Annotated in this window: 17 protein-coding genes; 7 read left to right on the top strand and 10 right to left on the bottom strand. The window is 73.7% G+C overall.

What is annotated here, in order from left to right; all coding sequences use genetic code 11:
• Position 1: 1 nt before the first annotated feature.
• The 9 genes from ACIODU_RS17855 to lysW form a co-directional block, all read right to left on the bottom strand.
• Positions 2-4108, bottom strand: coding sequence for an amino acid adenylation domain-containing protein (locus tag ACIODU_RS17855; RefSeq protein ID WP_401768478.1), 4107 nt, complete (start codon positions 4106-4108; stop codon positions 2-4).
• Positions 4109-4339: 231 nt separating this feature from the next.
• Positions 4340-4558, bottom strand: coding sequence for an MbtH family protein (locus ACIODU_RS17850; RefSeq protein ID WP_401768476.1), 219 nt, complete (start codon positions 4556-4558; stop codon positions 4340-4342).
• 197 nt (positions 4559-4755) lie between these two features.
• Positions 4756-5682, bottom strand: coding sequence for a transketolase C-terminal domain-containing protein (locus ACIODU_RS17845; protein WP_356422836.1), 927 nt, complete (start codon positions 5680-5682; stop codon positions 4756-4758).
• Positions 5679-6542, bottom strand: a complete 864-nt coding sequence (locus ACIODU_RS17840) for a transketolase (protein WP_356422834.1) — start codon at positions 6540-6542, stop codon at positions 5679-5681. Before ACIODU_RS17840 ends, ACIODU_RS17845 begins: the two co-directional genes overlap by 4 nt.
• Positions 6539-7639: a M20/M25/M40 family metallo-hydrolase gene (locus ACIODU_RS17835; protein ID WP_356422831.1), complete on the bottom strand. Its 1101-nt coding sequence runs from the start codon at positions 7637-7639 to the stop codon at positions 6539-6541. The genes ACIODU_RS17840 and ACIODU_RS17835 overlap by 4 nt, the downstream gene beginning before the upstream one ends.
• Positions 7636-8454, bottom strand: a complete 819-nt coding sequence (locus tag ACIODU_RS17830) for a [LysW]-aminoadipate kinase (RefSeq protein WP_356422828.1) — start codon at positions 8452-8454, stop codon at positions 7636-7638. The genes ACIODU_RS17835 and ACIODU_RS17830 overlap by 4 nt, the downstream gene beginning before the upstream one ends.
• 66 nt (positions 8455-8520) lie before the next feature.
• On the bottom strand, positions 8521-9540 hold the full coding sequence (argC, locus tag ACIODU_RS17825) for an N-acetyl-gamma-glutamyl-phosphate reductase (RefSeq protein WP_401768473.1): 1020 nt from the start codon (positions 9538-9540) through the stop codon (positions 8521-8523).
• Positions 9537-10433 (bottom strand): RimK family alpha-L-glutamate ligase, encoded by an 897-nt coding sequence (locus ACIODU_RS17820; RefSeq protein WP_401768471.1) that lies wholly within the window; start codon positions 10431-10433, stop codon positions 9537-9539. The genes argC and ACIODU_RS17820 overlap by 4 nt, the downstream gene beginning before the upstream one ends.
• Positions 10434-10435: 2 nt before the next feature.
• A complete protein-coding gene (gene lysW, locus ACIODU_RS17815) occupies positions 10436-10600 on the bottom strand; it encodes a lysine biosynthesis protein LysW (RefSeq protein WP_356422820.1) in 165 nt (54 codons plus the stop codon).
• Between the two features lie 246 nt (positions 10601-10846).
• Between lysW and ACIODU_RS17810 the strand changes: the two genes are divergently transcribed.
• The gene (locus tag ACIODU_RS17810; RefSeq protein ID WP_401768469.1) at positions 10847-11590 is read left to right on the top strand and encodes a sulfotransferase family protein; all 744 of its coding nucleotides are present in this window, start codon (positions 10847-10849) and stop codon (positions 11588-11590) included.
• Between the two features lie 126 nt (positions 11591-11716).
• On the opposite strand, the gene ACIODU_RS17805 is transcribed toward ACIODU_RS17810, so the two are convergent.
• A complete protein-coding gene (locus ACIODU_RS17805; protein ID WP_356422815.1) occupies positions 11717-12418 on the bottom strand; it encodes a response regulator transcription factor in 702 nt (233 codons plus the stop codon).
• A 689-nt stretch (positions 12419-13107) separates the two neighbouring features.
• On the opposite strand from ACIODU_RS17805, the gene ACIODU_RS17800 reads away from it, so the two are divergent.
• Genes ACIODU_RS17800 through ACIODU_RS17775 form a run of 6 tightly spaced genes read left to right on the top strand, consistent with a single transcriptional unit; the run spans position 13108 to position 19334 of the window.
• Positions 13108-14466 (top strand): M20/M25/M40 family metallo-hydrolase, encoded by a 1359-nt coding sequence (locus ACIODU_RS17800; protein ID WP_401768467.1) that lies wholly within the window; start codon positions 13108-13110, stop codon positions 14464-14466.
• Positions 14463-15434: a GNAT family N-acetyltransferase gene (locus ACIODU_RS17795; RefSeq protein WP_401768465.1), complete on the top strand. Its 972-nt coding sequence runs from the start codon at positions 14463-14465 to the stop codon at positions 15432-15434. Before ACIODU_RS17800 ends, ACIODU_RS17795 begins: the two co-directional genes overlap by 4 nt.
• 12 nt (positions 15435-15446) lie before the next feature.
• Positions 15447-16085: a hypothetical protein gene (locus ACIODU_RS17790; protein ID WP_401768463.1), complete on the top strand. Its 639-nt coding sequence runs from the start codon at positions 15447-15449 to the stop codon at positions 16083-16085.
• Positions 16085-17101 (top strand): BtrH N-terminal domain-containing protein, encoded by a 1017-nt coding sequence (locus tag ACIODU_RS17785; protein WP_356422803.1) that lies wholly within the window; start codon positions 16085-16087, stop codon positions 17099-17101. Before ACIODU_RS17790 ends, ACIODU_RS17785 begins: the two co-directional genes overlap by 1 nt.
• Entirely contained in the window at positions 17098-18444 is a 1347-nt protein-coding gene (locus tag ACIODU_RS17780; RefSeq protein WP_356422801.1) for a DegT/DnrJ/EryC1/StrS family aminotransferase, read from the top strand. Before ACIODU_RS17785 ends, ACIODU_RS17780 begins: the two co-directional genes overlap by 4 nt.
• On the top strand, positions 18438-19334 hold the full coding sequence (locus ACIODU_RS17775) for a 3'(2'),5'-bisphosphate nucleotidase CysQ (RefSeq protein WP_401768461.1): 897 nt from the start codon (positions 18438-18440) through the stop codon (positions 19332-19334). Before ACIODU_RS17780 ends, ACIODU_RS17775 begins: the two co-directional genes overlap by 7 nt.
• The last annotated feature ends 19 nt before the right edge of the window (positions 19335-19353 follow it).

Raw genomic sequence — 19353 nt, 5'->3', positions numbered from 1 at the left:
GTCAGCCTCCCGAGACGCGGGTCAGGGCGAGGTCCAGTGCCTCGCGCACAGTGGCGCCGAGCGTGTCGGCGTGCGGCCGCTGGAGCAGGGTGTAATGCGACCCCGGCACCTCGTGGCGGTCGACCCGGCCGGCCAGGGCGTCCCAGCCGTCGGCGTACGCGGCGCCACCCTCGGCGGCGACGCACTGGTGCAGGACACCGTCGAAGGCGGGCACCGGCGAGGTCAGTCCCGCACGGACCGTGTCCAGATAGGCCGATATCTTCTGCCGCAGGTCCTGGCGCATGCCCGCGGGGACGAATCCTGTGGACTCCAGCAGGCGGACGACCGCGCTCTCCCGTTCGGCGTCGGAGGGCAGCGAGGCGAGGAAGGCGGCGTCGGGTTCGTCCTGCGGCCGGCCGGCGAGACCGGCGATGTCGTGGACGAACCCGGCCAGAATGTCCGCGTGGGGCGGCGGCTCCGGCAGGGCCGGCGGTACGGCGCAGTCGAGCAGCACCACCAGGGGTACCCGCTCGTCCTGTTCGCGCAGGAGGCCGGCCATGGCCAGCGCGACGGTGCCGCCGAGCGACCAGCCGGCCAGCAGGTACGGCCCGGTGGGGCGCACCGCCCGGATGCCGTCGACGTAGCGGCGGGCCATGCCGTCGACGGTCGTGGCCGCCTCCTCGCCGTGCAGGCCGGCCGCCTCGACGGCGTACAGCGGCTGGTCGTCCCCCAGGGAACGGGCCAGCGCGAAGAAGGGCACCGCGGAACCGCCGGACGCGTGCACGCAGAACAGCGGGGGACGCTCGCCGCCGGTGGTGATCGGCACCACCCACGGGGGCACCGCGCCCGCCGCGCCGGACGCCGGGTCCTCGGCCCGCTCCGCGGGCGTCGCGGCGCCGGTGCGTTCGTCGAGGAGCGCCGCGATGTCGCGCATCCGCGGAGCGGTCAGGATCTCCCGGGCGTCGAGCGGCACGCCGAAGTCGTTCCGCAGGCGCGACAGGAGCCGCAACATGTTCAGTGAGGTGCCCCCGACCTCGAAGAAGCTGGCGGCCGGACCGACGGAACCGGGGCGCAGTTCCAGGATGTCCTCGACCACCGGGATGAGCGTGCGCTCCGTCGCCGTGGCGGGCCGCGCCGGTGCGGCGGCGCCGCCGCGGGCCGCGCCCGCCTCCGGCAGCCGGGACCGGTCTAGTTTCCCGTTGTTCGTCAGCGGCAGCGCGTCGAGGCCGATCACGACGGCGGGGACCATGTGCGGCGGCAGCTCGTCCGCCAGGTGGCGGCGCACCGTGTCGTCGGTGGCGTCCGCCGGCGCGGCCGGGCCCACCACGTAGGCGACGAGCTGCGGGCTGCCCCCCTCCGTGAGCGGCGCGGCCACCACGACCGCCTGGGTGATCCCGGGGTGCGCGCGCAGCACGTGCTCGACCTCACCGGGCTCGATGCGCAGTCCGCGGATCTTGATCTGGCCGTCGGCGCGGCCGGCGAACTCCAGGACACCGTCCGGCCGGCGGCGCGCCAGGTCCCCGGTCCGGTACATGCGCTCCCCGGGCGGCCCGAAGGGATCGGGCACAAAGCGCTCCGCGGTGAGCCCCGGTCGTCCCAGGTACCCGCGGGCCAGTCCGGCGCCCGCCACGTAGAGCTCTCCGGCCACCCCGTCGGGCGCGGGACGCCCCCGCGGGTCCAGGACGTAGGCGCGGTGGTTGGCCATCGCGGTGCCGATGGGCGGGGTCGTGGGGTACGGGCCGGGCGGGCAGCGGAAGTCGACGCAGGCGACGGTCGCCTCGGTCGGCCCGTACCCGTTGTGGAACTGCCGGCCGTCGCGGTTCCAGGCCGTGACGAGGTCGCCGGGGAAGGGCTCCAGCCCTACGAACAGGGCGCGCAGCCCCGGCAGTTCGGCGGGGTCGAGCATGGCCAGCACCGTGGGGGGCAGGTCGCTGACGGTGACCCGGTGCTCGCGCATCAGCCTGGTCAGGAGGGCCGGGTCGAGCAACTCGTCCTTGGCGGCGGTGACCACCCCGGCTCCGTTGCCGAGCGCGGCGTGGATGTCGAAGACGCTGACGTCGAAGGCGGGATTGGCGAACTGGAGCAGCCGGTCCTCGGGCGTCAGGGAGAACAGGTCGCGGCAGGAGGTGACGAAGTTGACCGCGCTGCGGTGGCTGATCTGCACGCCTTTGGGCTTGCCGGTGGAGCCCGAGGTGTAGATGACGTAGGCGAGGTTGTCGGGGGAGGCCGCGCGGACCGGGGGAAGGGGCGGGAGCGCCGCGCCGGTGGTGTCCGCGTCGTCCAGGGCGAGTACGGGGACGCCCACGGCGTCGCGGAGTTCCGCGCTCAGCGTCTCACCGGTGCCGACGAGGAGGGTGGCTCCGGCGTCCCGGATCTGGAACGCCAGCCGGGCCGCGGGGTTGGCCGGGTCGAGCGGCAGCCAGGCGCCGCCCGCCTTGAGCACGCCCAACTGGGCGACGGGCAGGGCCGGGCCGCGGGGGAGGAGGACGGCGACCAGGGTCTCGGGGCCGGCTCCGTGTCGTTCGCGCAGGGTACGGGCCAGCCGGTCGGCCGCCTCGTCCAGTTCGCCGTACGTGAGTTCCGTGGCTCCGTGCACGACGGCGACCTGCCCCGGGTCGCGCCGGGCGTGCCGCTCGAACAGTTCGTGCAGCAGCATGCCGTCCGTTTCGTGCGGGGCCGCTTCCGGGTTGTGGGCCAGGGCCGCCCGCGACTCCTCGGCATCGAGAAGGACGAGGTCACCCATGGCGCGGTCCGGGTCCTCGGTCATCTGCGCCAGGACGGTGACGTAGTGATCGGCCAGTGCGCGCACGCGCGCGTCGTCGAAGAGGTCGGTGGCGTACTCGATCCGGACGACCGCGCTGTCGTCGGCCTGCTCCTCGACCTGGAAGGCGATGTCGAACCGGGCCGTCCCGCCTTCGACGCGGATCCGCTCGGCGTGCAGCCCCTCGAAGGCGGGGGCGGCGGCGCCGCTGTGGGGCCGGAGAGTGAACGACACCTGGAAAAGGGGGTTCCGGCTGGGATCCCGGTCCGCGCGGATCGCGTCGACGATCTTCCCGAAGGGCGCGTCCTGATGGGTGAGCGCACCGGTGGCGCTCGCGTCGGCGCGGGCGACGAGGTCACGCACGGAGGGATCGCCGGACACATCGGTACGCAGCACCACGCTGTTCGCGAAGTGGCCGAGCAGCGGCTCCAGTTCGCTTCGGGTACGGCCGCCGAGCTCCGTGCCGACGACCAGGTCGTCCTGCCCGGAGTAGCGCTGGAGCACCACCAGGAAGGCGGCGTACAGCACCCCCAGCGGGGTGGCGTGCTCCTCGGCCGCCAGCTCCCGCGCGCGGACGTACGTGGCGGCGTCCACCGGGCGTTCGTGGGTACGGCCGTGCCAGGTGCGCTCGCCGGGACGCGGCCGGTCGGCCGGGAAGTCGAGGAGGGGCAGGTCGGCGAGGCGTTCCGTCCAGTGGGCCAGGTGCTCGTCCAGCCGGTCGCCGCTGAGCGCGGCACGCTGCCAGACGGCGTAGTCGGCGTACTGCACGGGGAGCGGAGGCAGCCCGGGACTCTCGTTCCGCAGGAACGCGTTGTACAGAGCGGCGAGTTCGGCGCCCAGCGCGCCCAGCGACCAGTCGTCGAGGACGATGCGGTGGGCGCCGAGCACGAGAAGGTGCTCGTCGTCGGCGAGGCGGATCAGTTCGGTCCGTACCAGCAGGTCCGCCGTGAGGTCGAACGGGGCGTCGAGCACCTCGCGCAGGCGCGTGCGGCAGGCGGCCTCCCGCTCGTCCCCGGGCAGCCCGCGCAGGTTGGCGCAGGGTACCGGGACACGCTCGGGAGCCGGCGGCACCACTTGGCGGGGCACCCCGTGCGCGACCGCGAAGCGGGTGCGCAGCGCCTCGTGACGGGTCACCAGCGCGGTCACGGCACTGCCCAGGGCGTCGGAGTCGAGGTCGCCCGTCAGCCGCAGGACCAGGGGGACGTGGTGGATCCGGAGTCCCGGCGTGACCCGGTCGAGGAACCAGAGGTACTCCTGGTTGAAGGACAGGGGTGTCCGCCCGTCGCGCGGGACCGGCGCCAGCGGCGTGTGCGCGGCCTCGCGCGTACGGGCCCGCTCGCGCCGCATGCGCAGGAGCTTCTCCTTCACGTCCGACAGGGGCGCTCCGGAGGACTCTGACGCTCCGGGGGGACGTGACGCTCCGGGGGACTGGGTGCGGGTGCGCGCGTCGTTGACGTCGTCCACCGTCTCACGCTCCTTCTCGGTCTTCGGCGCCCGGCAGGCGGGCCGCCTCCTCGTCGGACAGGCCGTCCCCTCCGGCCGGCGGTGCCTCGCCGCGCCGGCCGGAGATCCCTGCGGCGGTCACCGGTGCCGCCGCGCTCACCGGCCGTTCTCCGCGATCTCGCGCAGACCGCGCGGCCGCGTGTCCCGCCAGACGCGCTCGATGTGCTCCAGGCAGCGCTCCTTGGTGCCGCTGCCGCCGCCGTCCAGCGGCACTGCGGTCCAGCCGGCTGGGAGCGGACGTCGGGCGGGCCAGACGGAGTACTGCTCCTCGTCGTTGACGACGACGGAGTAGGTCTCCTCGGTCTGCTGGGTCATGGCTGCCACCTTTCGCGGGCAACGGTGCGGACTCTCGCCCGGGGCGAGGGGACTGAGATCGATGCAAGCACGGGGGCGGGGCCGGTACGGAGCCTCCGGACCCAAGTGCAGCGTGGTGTTGACACCGGCGGGGTACGGCGTCCAGGGGACCGGGCCCGTGACCGGACCCGGCCCCGCTCACCGCACCGAGCGGGCGCTCACCGCACCGAGCGGGCGGCCTCGGCCACCGCGCCGGGGCTGAGCCCCGCACGGCCGAGCAGGTACGTGTGAGAGCCGGACTCGGAGACGAAGGTGTCCTCCACACCCACCCGCGCGACACGGACCCCGCGGGGCCCGAGCGCCTCGGCGACCGCCCCTCCCAGGCCGCCGCCGCGCCAGTGCTCCTCCACCGTCACCACGGCGCGCGCGTCCGCCAGGGCCGCCGTGTCCAGCGGTTTCACCGTGTGCATGTTGAGGACCGCGGCCTCCAGCCCCTCGGCGGCCAGGACGTCCGCGGCCTCCAGCGCGTAGCGCACCGGGTAGGGGCCGCAGGCGACCAGGGTGATGTCCGCGCCGGCGCGCAGGAGTTGGGCCCGGCCCAGGCGCGGCGGCTGCGCCGCGGTCTCCAGGGCGGGGGTCGCGGCCCGGCCGAGCCGTACGTACAGCGGACCGGGCAGCTCCATGCCCTGGTGCAGCACGCTCTCCACCGCGTCGGCGTCCGCCGGCACGGCCACGGTCATCCCGGGGAACAGCCGCATGACGGCCAGATCCTCCAGGCAGTGGTGGGTCGGCCCGAGATGGCCGGCGGAGAGCCCGGCATGGGTGGCCACGATGCGGACGGGCAGTCCGGCGTACGCGATGTCTATCTTCACCGCCTCCACGGCACGGGTGCTGGCGAAGGCGGCCATGGTGTTGACGAAGGGGACCATGCCGGAGCGGGCCAGTCCCGCGGCCACCCCCATCATGTTCTGTTCGGCGATGCCCAGATTGACGTAACGCGCGGACGCCGGGCCGAAGTCGACGCCGGAGAACAGCCCGGTGTCGCTGTCCAGGCAGACGACCCGTTCGTCCTCCAGCATCAGGCGCACCAGCGCGTCGCGGTACGTCTCGCGGCCGGAACGCGTCACCTCGGCCGGCGCGGTCATGAGGCCCCCTGCCCGGTGCCGCGGAGGGACCGCACCGCGCGGGCGTGCGCCTGCGGGGTGAGTTTCGCGAAGTGGCTCTTGGTCTGGCCCTCGATGGCCGGGACGCCGCGCCCCTTGCGCGTGTGCGCGATGACGACCGTGGGCCGCCCTTTCTCCGGAGGCGCCGACAGCACCTCGGTCAGGGCGCCGACGTCGTGTCCGTCGGCCTCCCGGACCGTCCAGCCGAAACCGCGCCACCGGTCGGCCAGCGGTTCCAGGCGGACGACGCTCTCCGTGTCGCCGCTGATCTGGAGGCCGTTGCGGTCGACGACGGCGGTCAGCCCGTCGAGTCCCAGGGACGCGGCCACCATCGCCGCCTCCCAGACGGACCCCTCCTGGAGCTCGCCGTCGCCGGTGAGGACCACGCAGCGCCGGTCGGACCCGGCCAGCCGGGCCGCCTGGGCGAAGCCGACGCCCAGGGGCAGACCGTGCCCCAGCGACCCCGTCGCCGCCTCCACACCGGGGACGACGGTGGTGGGATGCGCGAGGAAGCCGCTGCCGGGCGTTCCGTACGAGGCGAGGGCCTCGTCGGTGAGGAACCCGCATTCGGCGAGTACGGCGTACAGACCGGCCGCGCCGTGTCCCTTGCTCAGGACGAAGATGTCGCGGCCGGGGTCGTCGGGCCGCTCCGGGAAGACCCGGAGGACACGGCGGTAGAGGGTGAGCAGGATCTCCACCTCCGACAGGGAACCGCCCGCGTGCGCTCCGTCCGGGGTGGCGCACAGGCGCAGCACGCGTTCGCGTACGCGCAGCGCCGCCGCCGTCAGGTCGTCGGGGGCCGGTCCGGGAAGGGAGGGCGCGTGGGCCACGGAAAGGGTCATGTACGGCTCCTGGTGAGTTCCTGGTCGGTGGCGAGCCGCCGCAGCGCGTGGGTCAGCACCGAGACGCCCTTGAGGTACTCGTCGATCTCGATGTGCTCGTCGTCGGCGTGGTCCAGGCGGCTGTCCCCGGGCCCGTAGGTGGCCATCGGGACGTCCCAGGCCTCGGCCAGCGTGTTCATGTCCGACGTGGCGGTCTTGACCTTCTGGGAGAGCTCGCCCCCGTGCGCCCGGACGGCCGCGGACAGCGCCCGCACGACCGGGTCGCGCCGGGTGGTGCGTACGGCGGACACCGCCTGGAGCTCGGTCAGTTCACCGTACGGCGTACGGTCCCGGAGCGCCCGCAGGAGCGCGTCGGTGTCGAAGCCGGGCGGGATCCGCACGTCGAACTCCGCCTCGGCCGCGGCGGGGTCACCGCGCAGGGTGACGATGGTGGCGCCCGGCCGGCCGAAGGAGCCGTGGCCGCTGTCGGGACCGAGCAGGTCCAGCAGTGTGTACCAGCACTCCGCCGCCAGTTCGGCCGCCTTGGGCGCCGGATTGCTCGGATGTGTCGGGGGCCGGGTGACGCGGTAACGGAGGTCGAGCTTGCCCTTGTAACCGAGGACGACGGTGGACCAGCCACTCGGTTCCCCGACGACGAGGGCGTCGGGCGGCCGGTGCGTTTCCCGGACCGCGACGGCCCCCCTGGAACCCGGTGTCTCCTCCTCGACCGCCCCGACGACCGTCACGCTGCCGGGGAAGCGCGGCCCGAGGGCCGCACCGGCGTGGATCATCGCGGCGAAGGGCGCCTTGGCGTCCACCGCTCCGCGCCCGTACAGCCGCCCGTCCGAGAGGCGCACCGGGATCTGCCCGCTGACGGTGTCGATGTGGCCCAGCAGCATGAGGCGGGGGCCGTCCCCGGTGCCGATGACGCCGACGGCGTTGCCGGCCGCGTCGGTCCCGGCCCGGTAGCCGAGGCCCCGCATGACGGCGACCGCCTCCGCCGCCACCGGCCCTTCCTCCCCCGACGGCGAGGGGATCCGCAGGAAGCGCCGCAGGGTGTCCACCGCGGGATGGTCCGGCGGTACGTGCCCACCCGGGGCGCGGGCGGGAACGGTCACCGGCCCGCTCCCGCCAGCACGACCCGGGTGGACCCGATGGCCCGAAGCGGGTTGAGCACCCGGCCGTCGGCGATGACCACGCGCGAGACCCCGTTGCGCAGGGCCTCCCGTGCGGCGACCAGCTTCATCGACATGCCGCCTCCCAGACGGGGCACCGCCCCGTCGCCCCTCACCGTGTAGACAGGAATGACCGAGGCGTCGTCCTGGGGGTCCTCCAGCACGCCCGGGGCCCCGGTGAGCATCACCAGGGACCGGGCGTCGAGTCCGGCGGCCACGGCGGCGGCGACCCGGTCGGCGTCCGCGTTGACCGGCCGCCCGTCCTCCGCCAGCGCCGGCGGAGAGATGACGGGGGTGACCCCCGCGTCCAGGAGCCGGACGAGCAGGGCGGTGTCCACCTCGGTGACGACCCCGCTGTGGTTGTCCCGTACCACGACCAGCCGTCCGTCCACCCGCGCCCGGTGCGCCCTCTTGCGCCGGGCACGCAGCAGGCCGGCGTCCAGGCCCGTCATCCCGAGGGCCGTGACACCGCGCCGGACCAGTTCGCCCAGCAGCCGCGGTTTGGCGCGGCCGGCCAGCGCCAGGGTGACGATGTCCAGCGCCTCCTCGTCCGTGTAGCGGGTGGTGACGCCGTCCGGCGAGGTCATCGTCCGTAACGGGGTGCCCATCTCACGGGCCACGTCCTCGATGTCGGCGGAGCCTCCGTGCACGACCACGACTCTGCCGCCCGCGTGCACCAGGTCGGCGACGTCGGAGCAGAAGGCCGCCGGGTCGACCGCGGCGTTCCCGCCGCATTTGACCACCGTGATGTCACTCATGCTGTCCCTCTCTGAGCGGCGCCTCCGCGGTGGAGGCACGCCACTGTCGTGATGGGCCGGCGTGGTTCAGGCCGGGTGGAGCCCGGTGAATTCGAGGCCGAGCCGCTCGGGCCAGCCGAAGCGCACGTTCAGGCACTGCACGGCGTTGCCCGCGCCGCCCTTGACCAGGTTGTCGAGAGCGCCGACGAGTACCGCGTCGGCGCCGTCGGCGGCGAAGCCCACGTCGCAGTAGTTGCTGCCGCTGAGGATCTTCGGTTCCGGCAGGCGGTAGCCTCCGCGCCGCTGCGCGACGACACGGACGAACGGCTCGTCGGCGTAGGCGTCCCGGTAGGCCGTCCGCAGAGCACGCTCGTCCACCCCGTTCTCCAAGGTCACGCGGGCGACGACCTGGACTCCGCGTACGGCCTCGACGCCGGTCGCCGTCATCTTCACGGACAGGCCGGTGGCCTGCTCCATCTCGGCGCTGTGCCGGTGCGAGGTGGGGGCGAACACGCGCAGCGCGCCGCTGCGTTCGGCGTGCAGGTTCGTCGAGCCGGCCGCGGCCCCCGATCCGCTGGACCCGGTCCTGGCGTCCAGCGTCACGGGCTGCTTCACCAGTCCCGCGCGGGCTGCGGGCCCCAGGGCCAGGATGCCCGCCGCGGCCATGCAGCCGGGCACGCTGATGAGGTCCGCGTGGCGCAGTTCGGCACGGTGGAGCTCGGGCAGACCGGTGACGAACCGCTCCAGCAGGGCGGGTTCCGAGTGCTCGGTGCCGTAGTGGCGGGCGTAGACGGCGGGGTCGCGCAACCGGAAGTCCCCGGACAGGTCGACGAGGACGTCGGCCCGTCGCAGGTACTCCCGCATCCGGCCCATGGTCTCCCGGTGCGGGGTCGCCAGCATCAGGACGTCGTAGTGCTCCAGGTCCTCCGGTGACGAGAAGGTCAGCTCGGTCAGGCCGCGCAGATTGGGGTGGACGCCGTCCACCCGCTTTCCCGCGAACCGGTTCGAAACGGTGGCCACCGGGGACAGGCGGGGGTGACCGACGAGGAGGCGCAGCAACTCCCCGCCGATGTAACCCGACCCGCCCACCACCCCGACCCGGATCACGCGGCCGCTCCCCGCGCGCCGAGGGCCCGGGTCGTTTCCGGGCGCCCTGCCAGATAGGCCACGATCTCCCCGGCGACGTCGAGGGTCCGCCCCAGACTCTCCTGGAGCCCGGTGAACTCGAAACCGTGGTTGACCTCCAGCACGAACGGCCGTCCGTCGGCGTCCTCCACGATGTCCACGCCCGCGATCTCGGCGCCGACGGCGCCGGCCGCCTCGACGGCCAGCCGGTCCAGCTCGGGAGTGAGGGCACAGGCCCGCGCGGTGCCCCCCAGATGGACGTTGGTACGCCACTCCGGACCCGAGCGGTGGGCCGCGGCGACGGCGCGGCCCCCGATGACGGCGACCCGCAGATCGCGTCCTCGCTTGTCCACCATCTCCTGCGCGTAGACGATGTGGGACGTCGGATGCGGCAGGGCGGAGACGTACTCCAGGACGAGCCGGGCGGTGGCCTCGTCGGCGACGGGGGTCACCAACCGCCCCCAGGAACCGACCAGCGGCTTCAGGACCGCCGGATACCCCACCTCGGACAGCGCGTCCAGGCCGGCCTCGGGAGTCAGGGCCAGGGCCGTGCGCGGGGTCGCCACGCCGGCCCGGGCCAGGGCGGCCGACGTCTGCCACTTGTCACCGCACAGTTCCGTCGCGCGGGCGCTGTTGACGACGGTGCCGCGCGTGGCTTCGATACCGCGGGCCGCGTAGAGGGCGCGGGCGTAGCCGATCTCGCGGTTGAGCGCGAGGTCCCAATCCGGCCGGCGCGCGTCCAGAGCGCACGTGAGGGTGCGGCTGTCCACCACGGTGACCGCGACCGACTGCCTCTCCGCGGCGGCCAGCAGGAGCTTCTCGTCGGAACGTATCCGGGAGGCGACGAGCGCCAGGCGTACTGCCGAGTCCGGCACGGTTATTCGCCCCAGTCCTCTTCGATCTCGGGTGCCAGTGCCAGCCGCAGCGGGCTGACGCCGACGACCTCCAGTTCGCTGTGGCAGTCCCCGCACTCGACGATCTCGCTGACCGCCGAGACGTTCGGCGCGGATATTCCGATGTTGCATTCCGGGCATGAAGCCATGTTCGCTCTCCGTCCTTTTCGGAAGGTGCGGAAGACCGGACCCGCCGGTCTTCCTCGGAACATTCTTCCGCCCCGGTCCCGGCTGTGGAATGCGCACCAGGTGGAACAATCAATGCCGCCCTCAACACAGTGACGACACCGGGTAAGCCGTCGTGCGCACCTGACGGCCCGGAGGACTGCGATGCGCCGGCCCGGGCATACCATCCGTTCGATGCGTAAGTCCCGTCGCCGAACCGTGGAGGGTTTATGACGCAGGAAGAGAACGCCGGTAAGCCGATGCTGGCCTTGTGGAGTGTTCCGCGGAGCCGGTCCACGGCCTTTTTCCGGGTGATGGGGGAGCGCGGCGACGTGGGCGTCGTACACGAACCGTTCTCCTACCTGGCCGAGTTCGGCCGGTGCGAGGTGGCGGGGCGGGAGGCGGCCACGGAGGCGGAACTCGTGGCGGCGCTGCGGGACGCGAACCGCGAGCGCCGTGTCTTCTTCAAGGACACCACCGACGAGCGGTACCCCGGAGTACTGGCCGACCGGGACTTCCTCGCACGCGACGCGGTGCACACGTTCCTGATCCGGCATCCGGAGAAGACCATCGCCTCGTACCACGCCCTGAACCCGGACGTCCGGCTCCACCAGATCGGGTTCGAGGCCGTGTACGAGCTGTACGAAGCGGTACGGGAGGCGACCGGGCGCGCTCCCATGGTCATCGACGGCGACCGGTTCGCGGAGCAGCCGGAGGAGACCGTCCGGGCCTACTGCCGGGCGGTGGGCCTGGCCCACAAGGCCGAGGCCCTCACCTGGAACAGCGGGGAGCGCGACGAGTGGACGCCGTCGGCCCGCTGGCACCGCGACGCGAGTGCCAGCAGCGGCGTGCACACCAGGGAGAACGCCTACGCGGTCGACGTGAAGAACGACGAGCGGCTGGCCGGCTACCTCCGCCACCATCTGCCGTTCTACGAGAAGCTGCTGGCGGAGGCGCTGCCCGCGCGGCCGTGACGTGAGGGCAGCCGCAGCGGCGCACACGGCTGAACCGACCGCGCGTCCCCGGACGCCGGTCGGTTCAGTCTGTGGTCACGGTGGACACGCCCCCGACCCGCCGGCGCGCTCCCGGCCGGCGGGGGCTCAGGCGGCCTGCATGAGACCCGCCCGGTAGGCGAACGCCACCAGCTGGGCCCGGTCGTGGATGGCGAGCTTGGTGCGCATGCGGTAGATGTGCGTCCGTACGGTGGTCAGCTCGATGCACAGCTTCTGCGCGATGTGCTCCATGGTGCGCCCGCGCGCCATGAGCCTCAGCACCTCACGCTCGCGCGAGGTGAGCGACTCCGCCGATTGCCGCAGCCGTTCGTCGAAGTGCCCGTTGTTCAGGCGGAACCACTCGATCAGGCGCTGGGCGAGCTGGGGCGCGAGGGACATGTGGCCCTTCGCCGCGGCGTGCACGGCGGCGACGACCTCGTGGCGGGTGGCGTTCTCCGCCAGCACGCCGTTGACGCCGGCGTGGATGATCCTGGTGAGCATCTCGTCGTCCACCCCCAGGGTGAACGCGATGACGCGCGGTGCCGCGCCGTGTTCGTCCTGGCGGAGCCGCTGGATGAGACCGGCGCCGGAGAGGCTGAACAGGTCCAGTTCCGTGATGACGACATGGGGATGGGCGGTACGCACCAGCGAGACGGCGTCCCTGCCGCTGTCGGTCGCGCCGACGACCTCCATACCGGGTTCATTGCGGATGAAGCCGCATATCGCGTCCCGCATGATGGGGAGGCGGCCGCAGACGAGAATGCGCTGCATCGGGTCGGGCCGGCCCTGCGGATTTGCCGAAGGGTTCAAGTAGGGGTTCCCGGAGCGGATTCTCTGTGGTGCTCCCGCCCCGTTCGTCGCGTGGTCGTGAAGTCCTAAGTGCACAGCGGTCGAGGTGCCCAACGCGGTTTCCCTTGTTCGTCACTTTGAATTTCGGTGTGCTGGACGTCGGTGTGCCTCAGGCAGCGCTCGCAGGCATCCCCCAACTGTATTTTCCCGTGCCGGTCATTCGGTGCTTCGGTGCTTCGGTGCTTCGGCAGGAGAAAGGACAGCCTGTCGTCTTTCCCGGTGAGCAGTGGACAAACACGCGCGTGGTGTCGGGTCCATGATCTTTTCGAAGTGGCCCGGTCCCACACCGCGTTCATGCCGTGCGGGCGGCGTTCATTCCCAGCTCACGGCCTATTCCGGGGCGGACGGCCGGACTTCGCGCCGGACGGCGCGTCCCTGCGGGGGTAAGCGCCGCGTTGACCCGTGCCATCACCGTGCTCCCCGGCCCCCGGGCAGAAGCGCGGTCCTGTTGCTGGTCCGCCCCGCCGCCACGGCCTAGCGTCCTGATCGGACCTACTTCTCGCGGCCTCGGGCCGCGCGTGACGGGAGCGAGTCGGGATGACAGCGACCACACACAAGCAGGCGGGCGGCGACCGCCCGGCCCACGAGAACACCCGGAGCACGCGGCCGTCGCCCGGCGGCGGACGGCCGCGTGACGAGGACGGCGGCGCGTGAGCGCCCCCGTGAGGCAGTCCCTCACCATCGCCGACGTGGTCGAGACGACCCGCCGCCTCATCCGCTTCGACACCACCAACCCGCCCGGCGGGACCGCCGCCTGCACCAGGTGGTTACGGGACCAGCTCGCCGACGCCGGGCTGCACACCCGCATCGTGGCCGGCGACCAGGACCGGCCCAACCTGGTGGCCCGGCTGGAGGGACGGGGCGAGGCACCGCCCCTGGTGCTGCACGCCCACACCGATGTCGTGCCCACCGCGGGGCAGCCCTGGAGCCGGCCCGCCTTCAGCGGCGACCTGGTCCCCGACGGCCGCGGCGGCCAGGAGGTCTGGGGTCGCGGCGCGGTCGACATGAAGGGACCACTGGCGATGATGACGGCGGCCCTGCACCGCCTGAGTACGGGCCACGAGCGGCCGGCCGGGGACATCGTGCTGGCCGTGGTCAGCGACGAGGAGTCCGGCAGCGCCGCGGGTGCCTCGTACCTGCTCCGTGAACACCCCGAGCTGTTCGCCGGAGCCCGCTACGCGATCGGCGAGGAGGGCGGGGCCGGGCTCGACCTGGACGGCGCGCTGCGCGTCCACCCCGTCGTCGTGGCGGAGAAGCGGGCCTGCTGGCTGCGCGTCACCCTGCGGGGACCCGCCGGACACGGCTCGCGGGTCGCCGGCCCCGACACCGCCGTACGACAGCTGACCCGGCTGCTGTCGGCCCTGGAGCCCGGCGGACTGCCGCCGGTCGTCACCCCGGTGGTCGAGCGCCTCCTCGCGGCACTGCACAGCCGGCTGTCCGGCCCGGCGGCCTCCGCGATCGCGCGCCTGCGGGACAACCCCGCGGACCCGGCGGCCCTGGACGCCCTGCCCGCCCGCGACGCCCAGTACTTCCGCTCGGCCGTCCGCCACTCGGTCAATCCCACGGTTCTGCGGGGAGGCACCACCACCAACGTCCTGCCGGCCGAGATCACCGTCGAACTCGACGGACGCCTCCTGCCCGGCTCGTACCCGCCGGAACGATTTGTCACGGACCTCTCGGAGCTGGTCGGCCTTCCCCTCGACGCGGAGGTCCTGGTGCTCGGGGAGGAGATGCCGGAACCGGCCTTCGACGACTTCTACGACACCCTGGCCGGCATCCTCGCCGAGAAGGACCCCGGCGGCGTGCCGGTCCCGATGCTGACCACGGCCTCGACGGACGCCCGTCTCTTCGCCCGGCTCGGCATCACCTGCTTCGGCTGGACCCCGCTGCTCCTGCCGCCCGGCGCCCCGCACCGCTGGCTGCTGCACACCTCGGACGAACGGGTCCCGGCCGACGCGCTGCGGTTCGGAGCGGACTGCTTCGAGACGCTGCTGAGGCGATACCGGTGAGCGGCCGCGTCCTCACCGTCACCGGGACGGGCCCGGAGGCCCGCCGCTGGGCGGACCGGGTCGCCGCGCTGACGAGAAGGGCCTTCTCGGACACCGGGGAGATCGCCGGACTGCCGCGCCCCGACGGGGCCCGCGACGAGGCAGCGCCACTCCTCGGCGAACTCGCCGCCGGCGGCGCGCTGTGGATCGCCCTCGACCCCTCGGCTGGCGTCACCGGGGCGATGCGGGTGACCAGGCCGGACACCGGGGCCTGGTGCGTCCACCGGGTGGTCGTGAACCCCGCCCTGCGCGGCGGCGGGGTCGGCCGCCTCCTGCTGTCGGCGCTGGACCGGGCCGCGGCCGGCCTCGGCATACCCGCGATCCGCCTCAACGCGGTCGTCGAACGCGGACTGCCCCCGCTCTACGCCCACTTGGGCTTCCGCGTCACCGGACTGGAACCGGGGCCCGGCAAACCGCTGAGCGAACTGGTGATGGAACGCCGCCCCGGCTCCCCGGCCACCCCGGCGCCCCTCGCCGAGGAGTGGATCTGGCCCGCACCACGGCCCACCGTCAACTGGTTCACCCTGGCGGGAGAGGTGTACGCGGTCACCGGCCACCACCGCGGTGTCGCCGACGCGGCCCGCGGCGCGGCCGACGCGCTGGCCGCGCACCTCGGGCCGGACGCACCGGTCCGGTACGCGGGCACCGATGCCCACCTGGCCCCCCAGTCGGCGGACCGCTCCTGCGACCCCCCGGGCCCCGGAGGCCTGCCGCTCGACGCGCACATCACCCGGTACGCCGGGCCCCGTGAACGCGTCCCGGCGCATGTCATGCCCCGCACCGCCGACCCGTGGCGGTTCGCGGTCTGGCGCTACAACCCCGGCCGCGAGGCCCTGATCGCGCCCCGCCCGCCCGTGCCACCCGTACCGCTCGTACCGCCCGTGCCACCCGCACCGCTCGTGCCATCCGCCCGTGCCATCCGCCCGTGAGGAGATGATCCCGTGACCGCAGACCCGACGGCACCGGCGGCCGAACACGCCCCGCCCGCCGCCCTACCGACGCAGGTGGACCTGCGACCCCACCTGGACAACACCGGCATCACCCGGCCCGACGACCTCGGTGCCGGAGCCTTCAACGTCTGGTCGAACACCTTCCCCGCGCAGCACCTCCCGCCGGCCCGCGCGGACGGCACGGTCGATGTCGGCGGAGTGCCCTTCCGGTTCCCCGCGCAGGCCAAGGGACCGGACAACCTGCGCTGCGCCGGGCAGCGACTGGACGTACCGAAGGGCCGGTACGACTGGATCTACCTGCTGGCCGCGGGGGAACGCCGTACGGAGGACGTCCTGCACCTCCACTTCGCCGACGGCACCACCGACCCCGAATGGCTGCGGGTCCCCGACTTCTGGCCGCAGACTCCGGCCCACTTCGGGTTCACGTCGGGCATCACCTTCCCCGTCATGCACTACCCGCGGCACATCCAGCGCGACATGGGCCCGTCCCTGTGGCGGGTCCGCGTCCCCGTGCCGCGTGAGACCGAACTCGCCGGGATCCGCCTCCCCCACAACCCGGCGATCCACGTCTTCGCCCTCACGCTGTCGGGTACGGGCACCGCCACCCGGACCGGGACGGAGGTGGCGTGATGCGCGTCGTCCTGGAGCGCGTCACCCCGTGGCGCCACGACCTCGCCGGGTGCCTGCACGCCTGCGCCGGCACCCTCCTCGCCCAGGGCGGCCACTCCCCGCTCGACGCCCTCGGCTCCGGATGGCACTTCCAGTATCGCGAAGGCGGCTTCCGCCGCGAGGAGTACTACCTCCCCCTGGCCCAGGACCAGTCCCTCTTCGGCGCCCTGGCCCCGTACCACCCGGTGGACAGCGCCTGGCACCTGCCCCTGGACGCCGACGACGGATGGCGCCAGGTGCGCGAGGCGGTGCTCGGGGGCACACCGGTGGCGGTGGCCGTCGACAACTACTACCTGCCGTTCCGTCCCGCCCACCAGGACGTGCACGCCAACCATCTGATCATCGTGTACGGCTTCGACGACGAGCGCGGCACCGCCAGGGTCATGGACACCGTCCCGCCCCGCTTCGACGGCGACATCTCCCAGTCGGTCCTGCGCGCCGCCCGCGGTTCCGGCAACCGCGGAGAGCACGAGCGGGACATGTTCTTCGCCGACCAGGACATCTCCCACCGGTGGCTCGAACCCCGCCTGGGAGAGCCCGTACCGGTCCCCGACCGGTCCGCCGTCACGGCCTCGCTCCGCGCCAACCACCGGGGATTCACGACCGGCGACACCGGACCGTACTACTCCGGACTGCCCGGGATGGCCGCCTTCCTCACCGACGTCGAGACCCGGTACAGCGCCGCCGAGCCCGTGGCGGACGAGCTGTTCATCGTGGCCGGCGCGGCCCTGGCGACCACCGCGCTGCACGCCGAATGGCTCCGTACGACGGGGGTACGGCTCTCCGCCCCCGCCCTGACGGAACTGGGCCGGGACGTCGAACGCCTCGCCCACCACTGGACCGCGGTACGCATCATGTCCGCCCTCACCCGCGGGCACGAGGTGCCCCCGGACCGTCTGGCCCGGCGCCACCGTGACCTGCTGCTCGATCACGGACGTGTGCTGTCGGCCATGAGTGACCTGTTGGAGGAACGGTGACCGCAGCCGTCGACTCGCGCCTGGCCATGCTCGGAGGGCCGCGCGGCATTCCCCGCGGCCGGCGCATCCCGCCCTGGCCCCGTGTCACACCCGACGACGAGGCAGCCGTCCTGCGCAGCCTGCGCAGCGGCGCGTTCACCGCGGCGGCCGCGGGAGAGGAGGAGATCCCGGCCCTGGAACGGGAATGGGCGCGGTACGTCGGCACCGGGCACGCGCTGGCCGTCAGCAACGGCACCGCCGCGCTCTCCCTGGCCCTCGCCGCCGCCGGGGTACGGCCCGGCGACGAGGTGGTCGTACCGGCACTGAGCTTCGTCGCCAGCGGCATCGCCCCGCTCCACATCGGGGCGACCCCCGTGTTCGCCGACATCGACCCCGAGACGTTCAACGCCGACGCCGCCTCCGTGGCCGCCGCTCTCAGCCCCCGTACCCGGGCTGTTGTCGTGGTCCACCTCCACGGCCTGCCCGCGGACATGGACGAGATCCTGGCCGTCACCAGGCCGCTGGGCATCCCCGTCGTCGAGGACGCCGCGCAGGCCCACGGCGCGACCTACCACGGGGCCCGGGTCGGCTCGCTCGGCCTGGTCAACTCCTTCAGCCTCAACGTCAGCAAGAACCTCGCGACCTGCGGAGAAGGGGGCCTGGTCAACACCGACGACCCGGACGCGCACCGACGCGCCCTGGCGCTGCGCCAGTTCGGCGAAGTCATCGAGAGCGGCAAGCCGCGCCCGTACGTCTCGCACACCCTGGGCTGGAACCACAAGCCCAACGCACTCCAGTGCGCCTTCACCCGCAGCCAGCTGAGCCGCTTCCCGGACGAGGCGGCGGCCCGCGACGCCAACGTGCGCGCCTTCCTGGACCGGCTGCGCGACCTGCCCGGCCTGTCGGTGCCGGGCGTCCCCGCCGACCGCACCCACGCCTGGCACATCCTCCGCTTCCGCCTCGACCCGGAGGCCTTCGGGCTGCCCGCCGGCATGGCGGGGCCGTTGCGGGCCGCCGCCGTCCGGGCTCTGCGCGCCGAGGGTGTTCCGGCGGCCATGTACCAGCACCTCCCCCTGCCCGCGCAGCCCGTGTTCCGCCGGCCGGCGAGCACCGTCGGCTACCCGCCGGACGCGCTACGGGCCGTACAGGGGTGGAGCCCTCACGACACCCCGCACACCTGCCGGGTGATCGAGAGTTCCTTCGTCATCCAGAAGGCACACCTGCACCCCGGCGCGGGGCCCCTGCTGGACCTGTACGCCCAGGCCGTACGGAAGGTCTGGGAGGAGAGGGACGTCCTGGTCCGCTACGCCCGGGACCTGCCCTACCAGGCGCCCTGGGAGCAGAAGGACGAGGCACCGTGGTGAGCGCCGGCGGCACGCGCCGTACCGAGACGGACCCCGCCCTCCCGGAGAGCCGCCCGCGAACCGCTCCACCGCCCGCCGGCCCGCCGCGGATCGCCGACGACACCGCTCTGGCGGCCGCTCTGGCGACCGGAGCCGGGCACGTCCTGCTCGGTCTGCGGGCCCAGCACGCCGGCGCCGCACCGCGCGACCTGGCCCGCATCGGTGACGCGGGGGCGCAGCGCCACCTCGCCGACGCCCTGCGCCACCACCGCCCGGCCGACACGGTGCTGTCCGAGGAGGGCACGGACGACCCTGGCCGGCCGGGGGCCTCCCGGGTCTGGATCATCGACCCCCTGGACGGTACGCGGGAGTTCTCCGAAGCCCGAGCGGGGCGGAGCGACTGGGCGGTCCACGTGGCGCTGTGGGAGGAGGGACGGCTGACCGCGGCCGCGGTCGCCCTCCCCGCCCGGGACACCGTCCTCACCACGGCGCCGGCGCCGAAGACCCCGCCCCGCGACGGGCGCCGGGCCGGCGGACCCGGCCCGGGGCGGGGGCCGCGTCTCGCGGTCAGCCGCAGCCGGCCACCCGCGCTCATCGCCCCCCTCGCCCGGCTCCTGGACGCCCGGCTGGTCCCCATGGGATCGGCCGGGGTGAAGATCGCGGCGGTGATCGAAGGGGCGGCCGACGCCTACGTCCACGCCGGCGGCCAGTACGAGTGGGACTCCGCCGCACCGGTGGCCGTCGCCGTCGCCCGGGGACTCCACGCCTCCCGTATCGACGGCTCACCCTTGCGCTACAACCGAGCGCACCCGTGGCTGCCCGATCTCGTCGTCTGCCACCCCGTGGACCGCGACCGGATCCTCGCCGCGCTCGCCGACGTGTCACCCTCTGCGACGGAGACGCCCTCATGACCGATACCGAGCCCCGTAC

It is taken from the genome of Streptomyces sp. NPDC088261 (assembly GCF_044740805.1).
In the GTDB taxonomy this organism is placed as follows: Bacteria; Actinomycetota; Actinomycetes; order Streptomycetales; family Streptomycetaceae; genus Streptomyces.
Note: the sequence above shows the minus strand (reverse complement) of the source record. Positions and strands in the feature narration are given on the sequence as shown.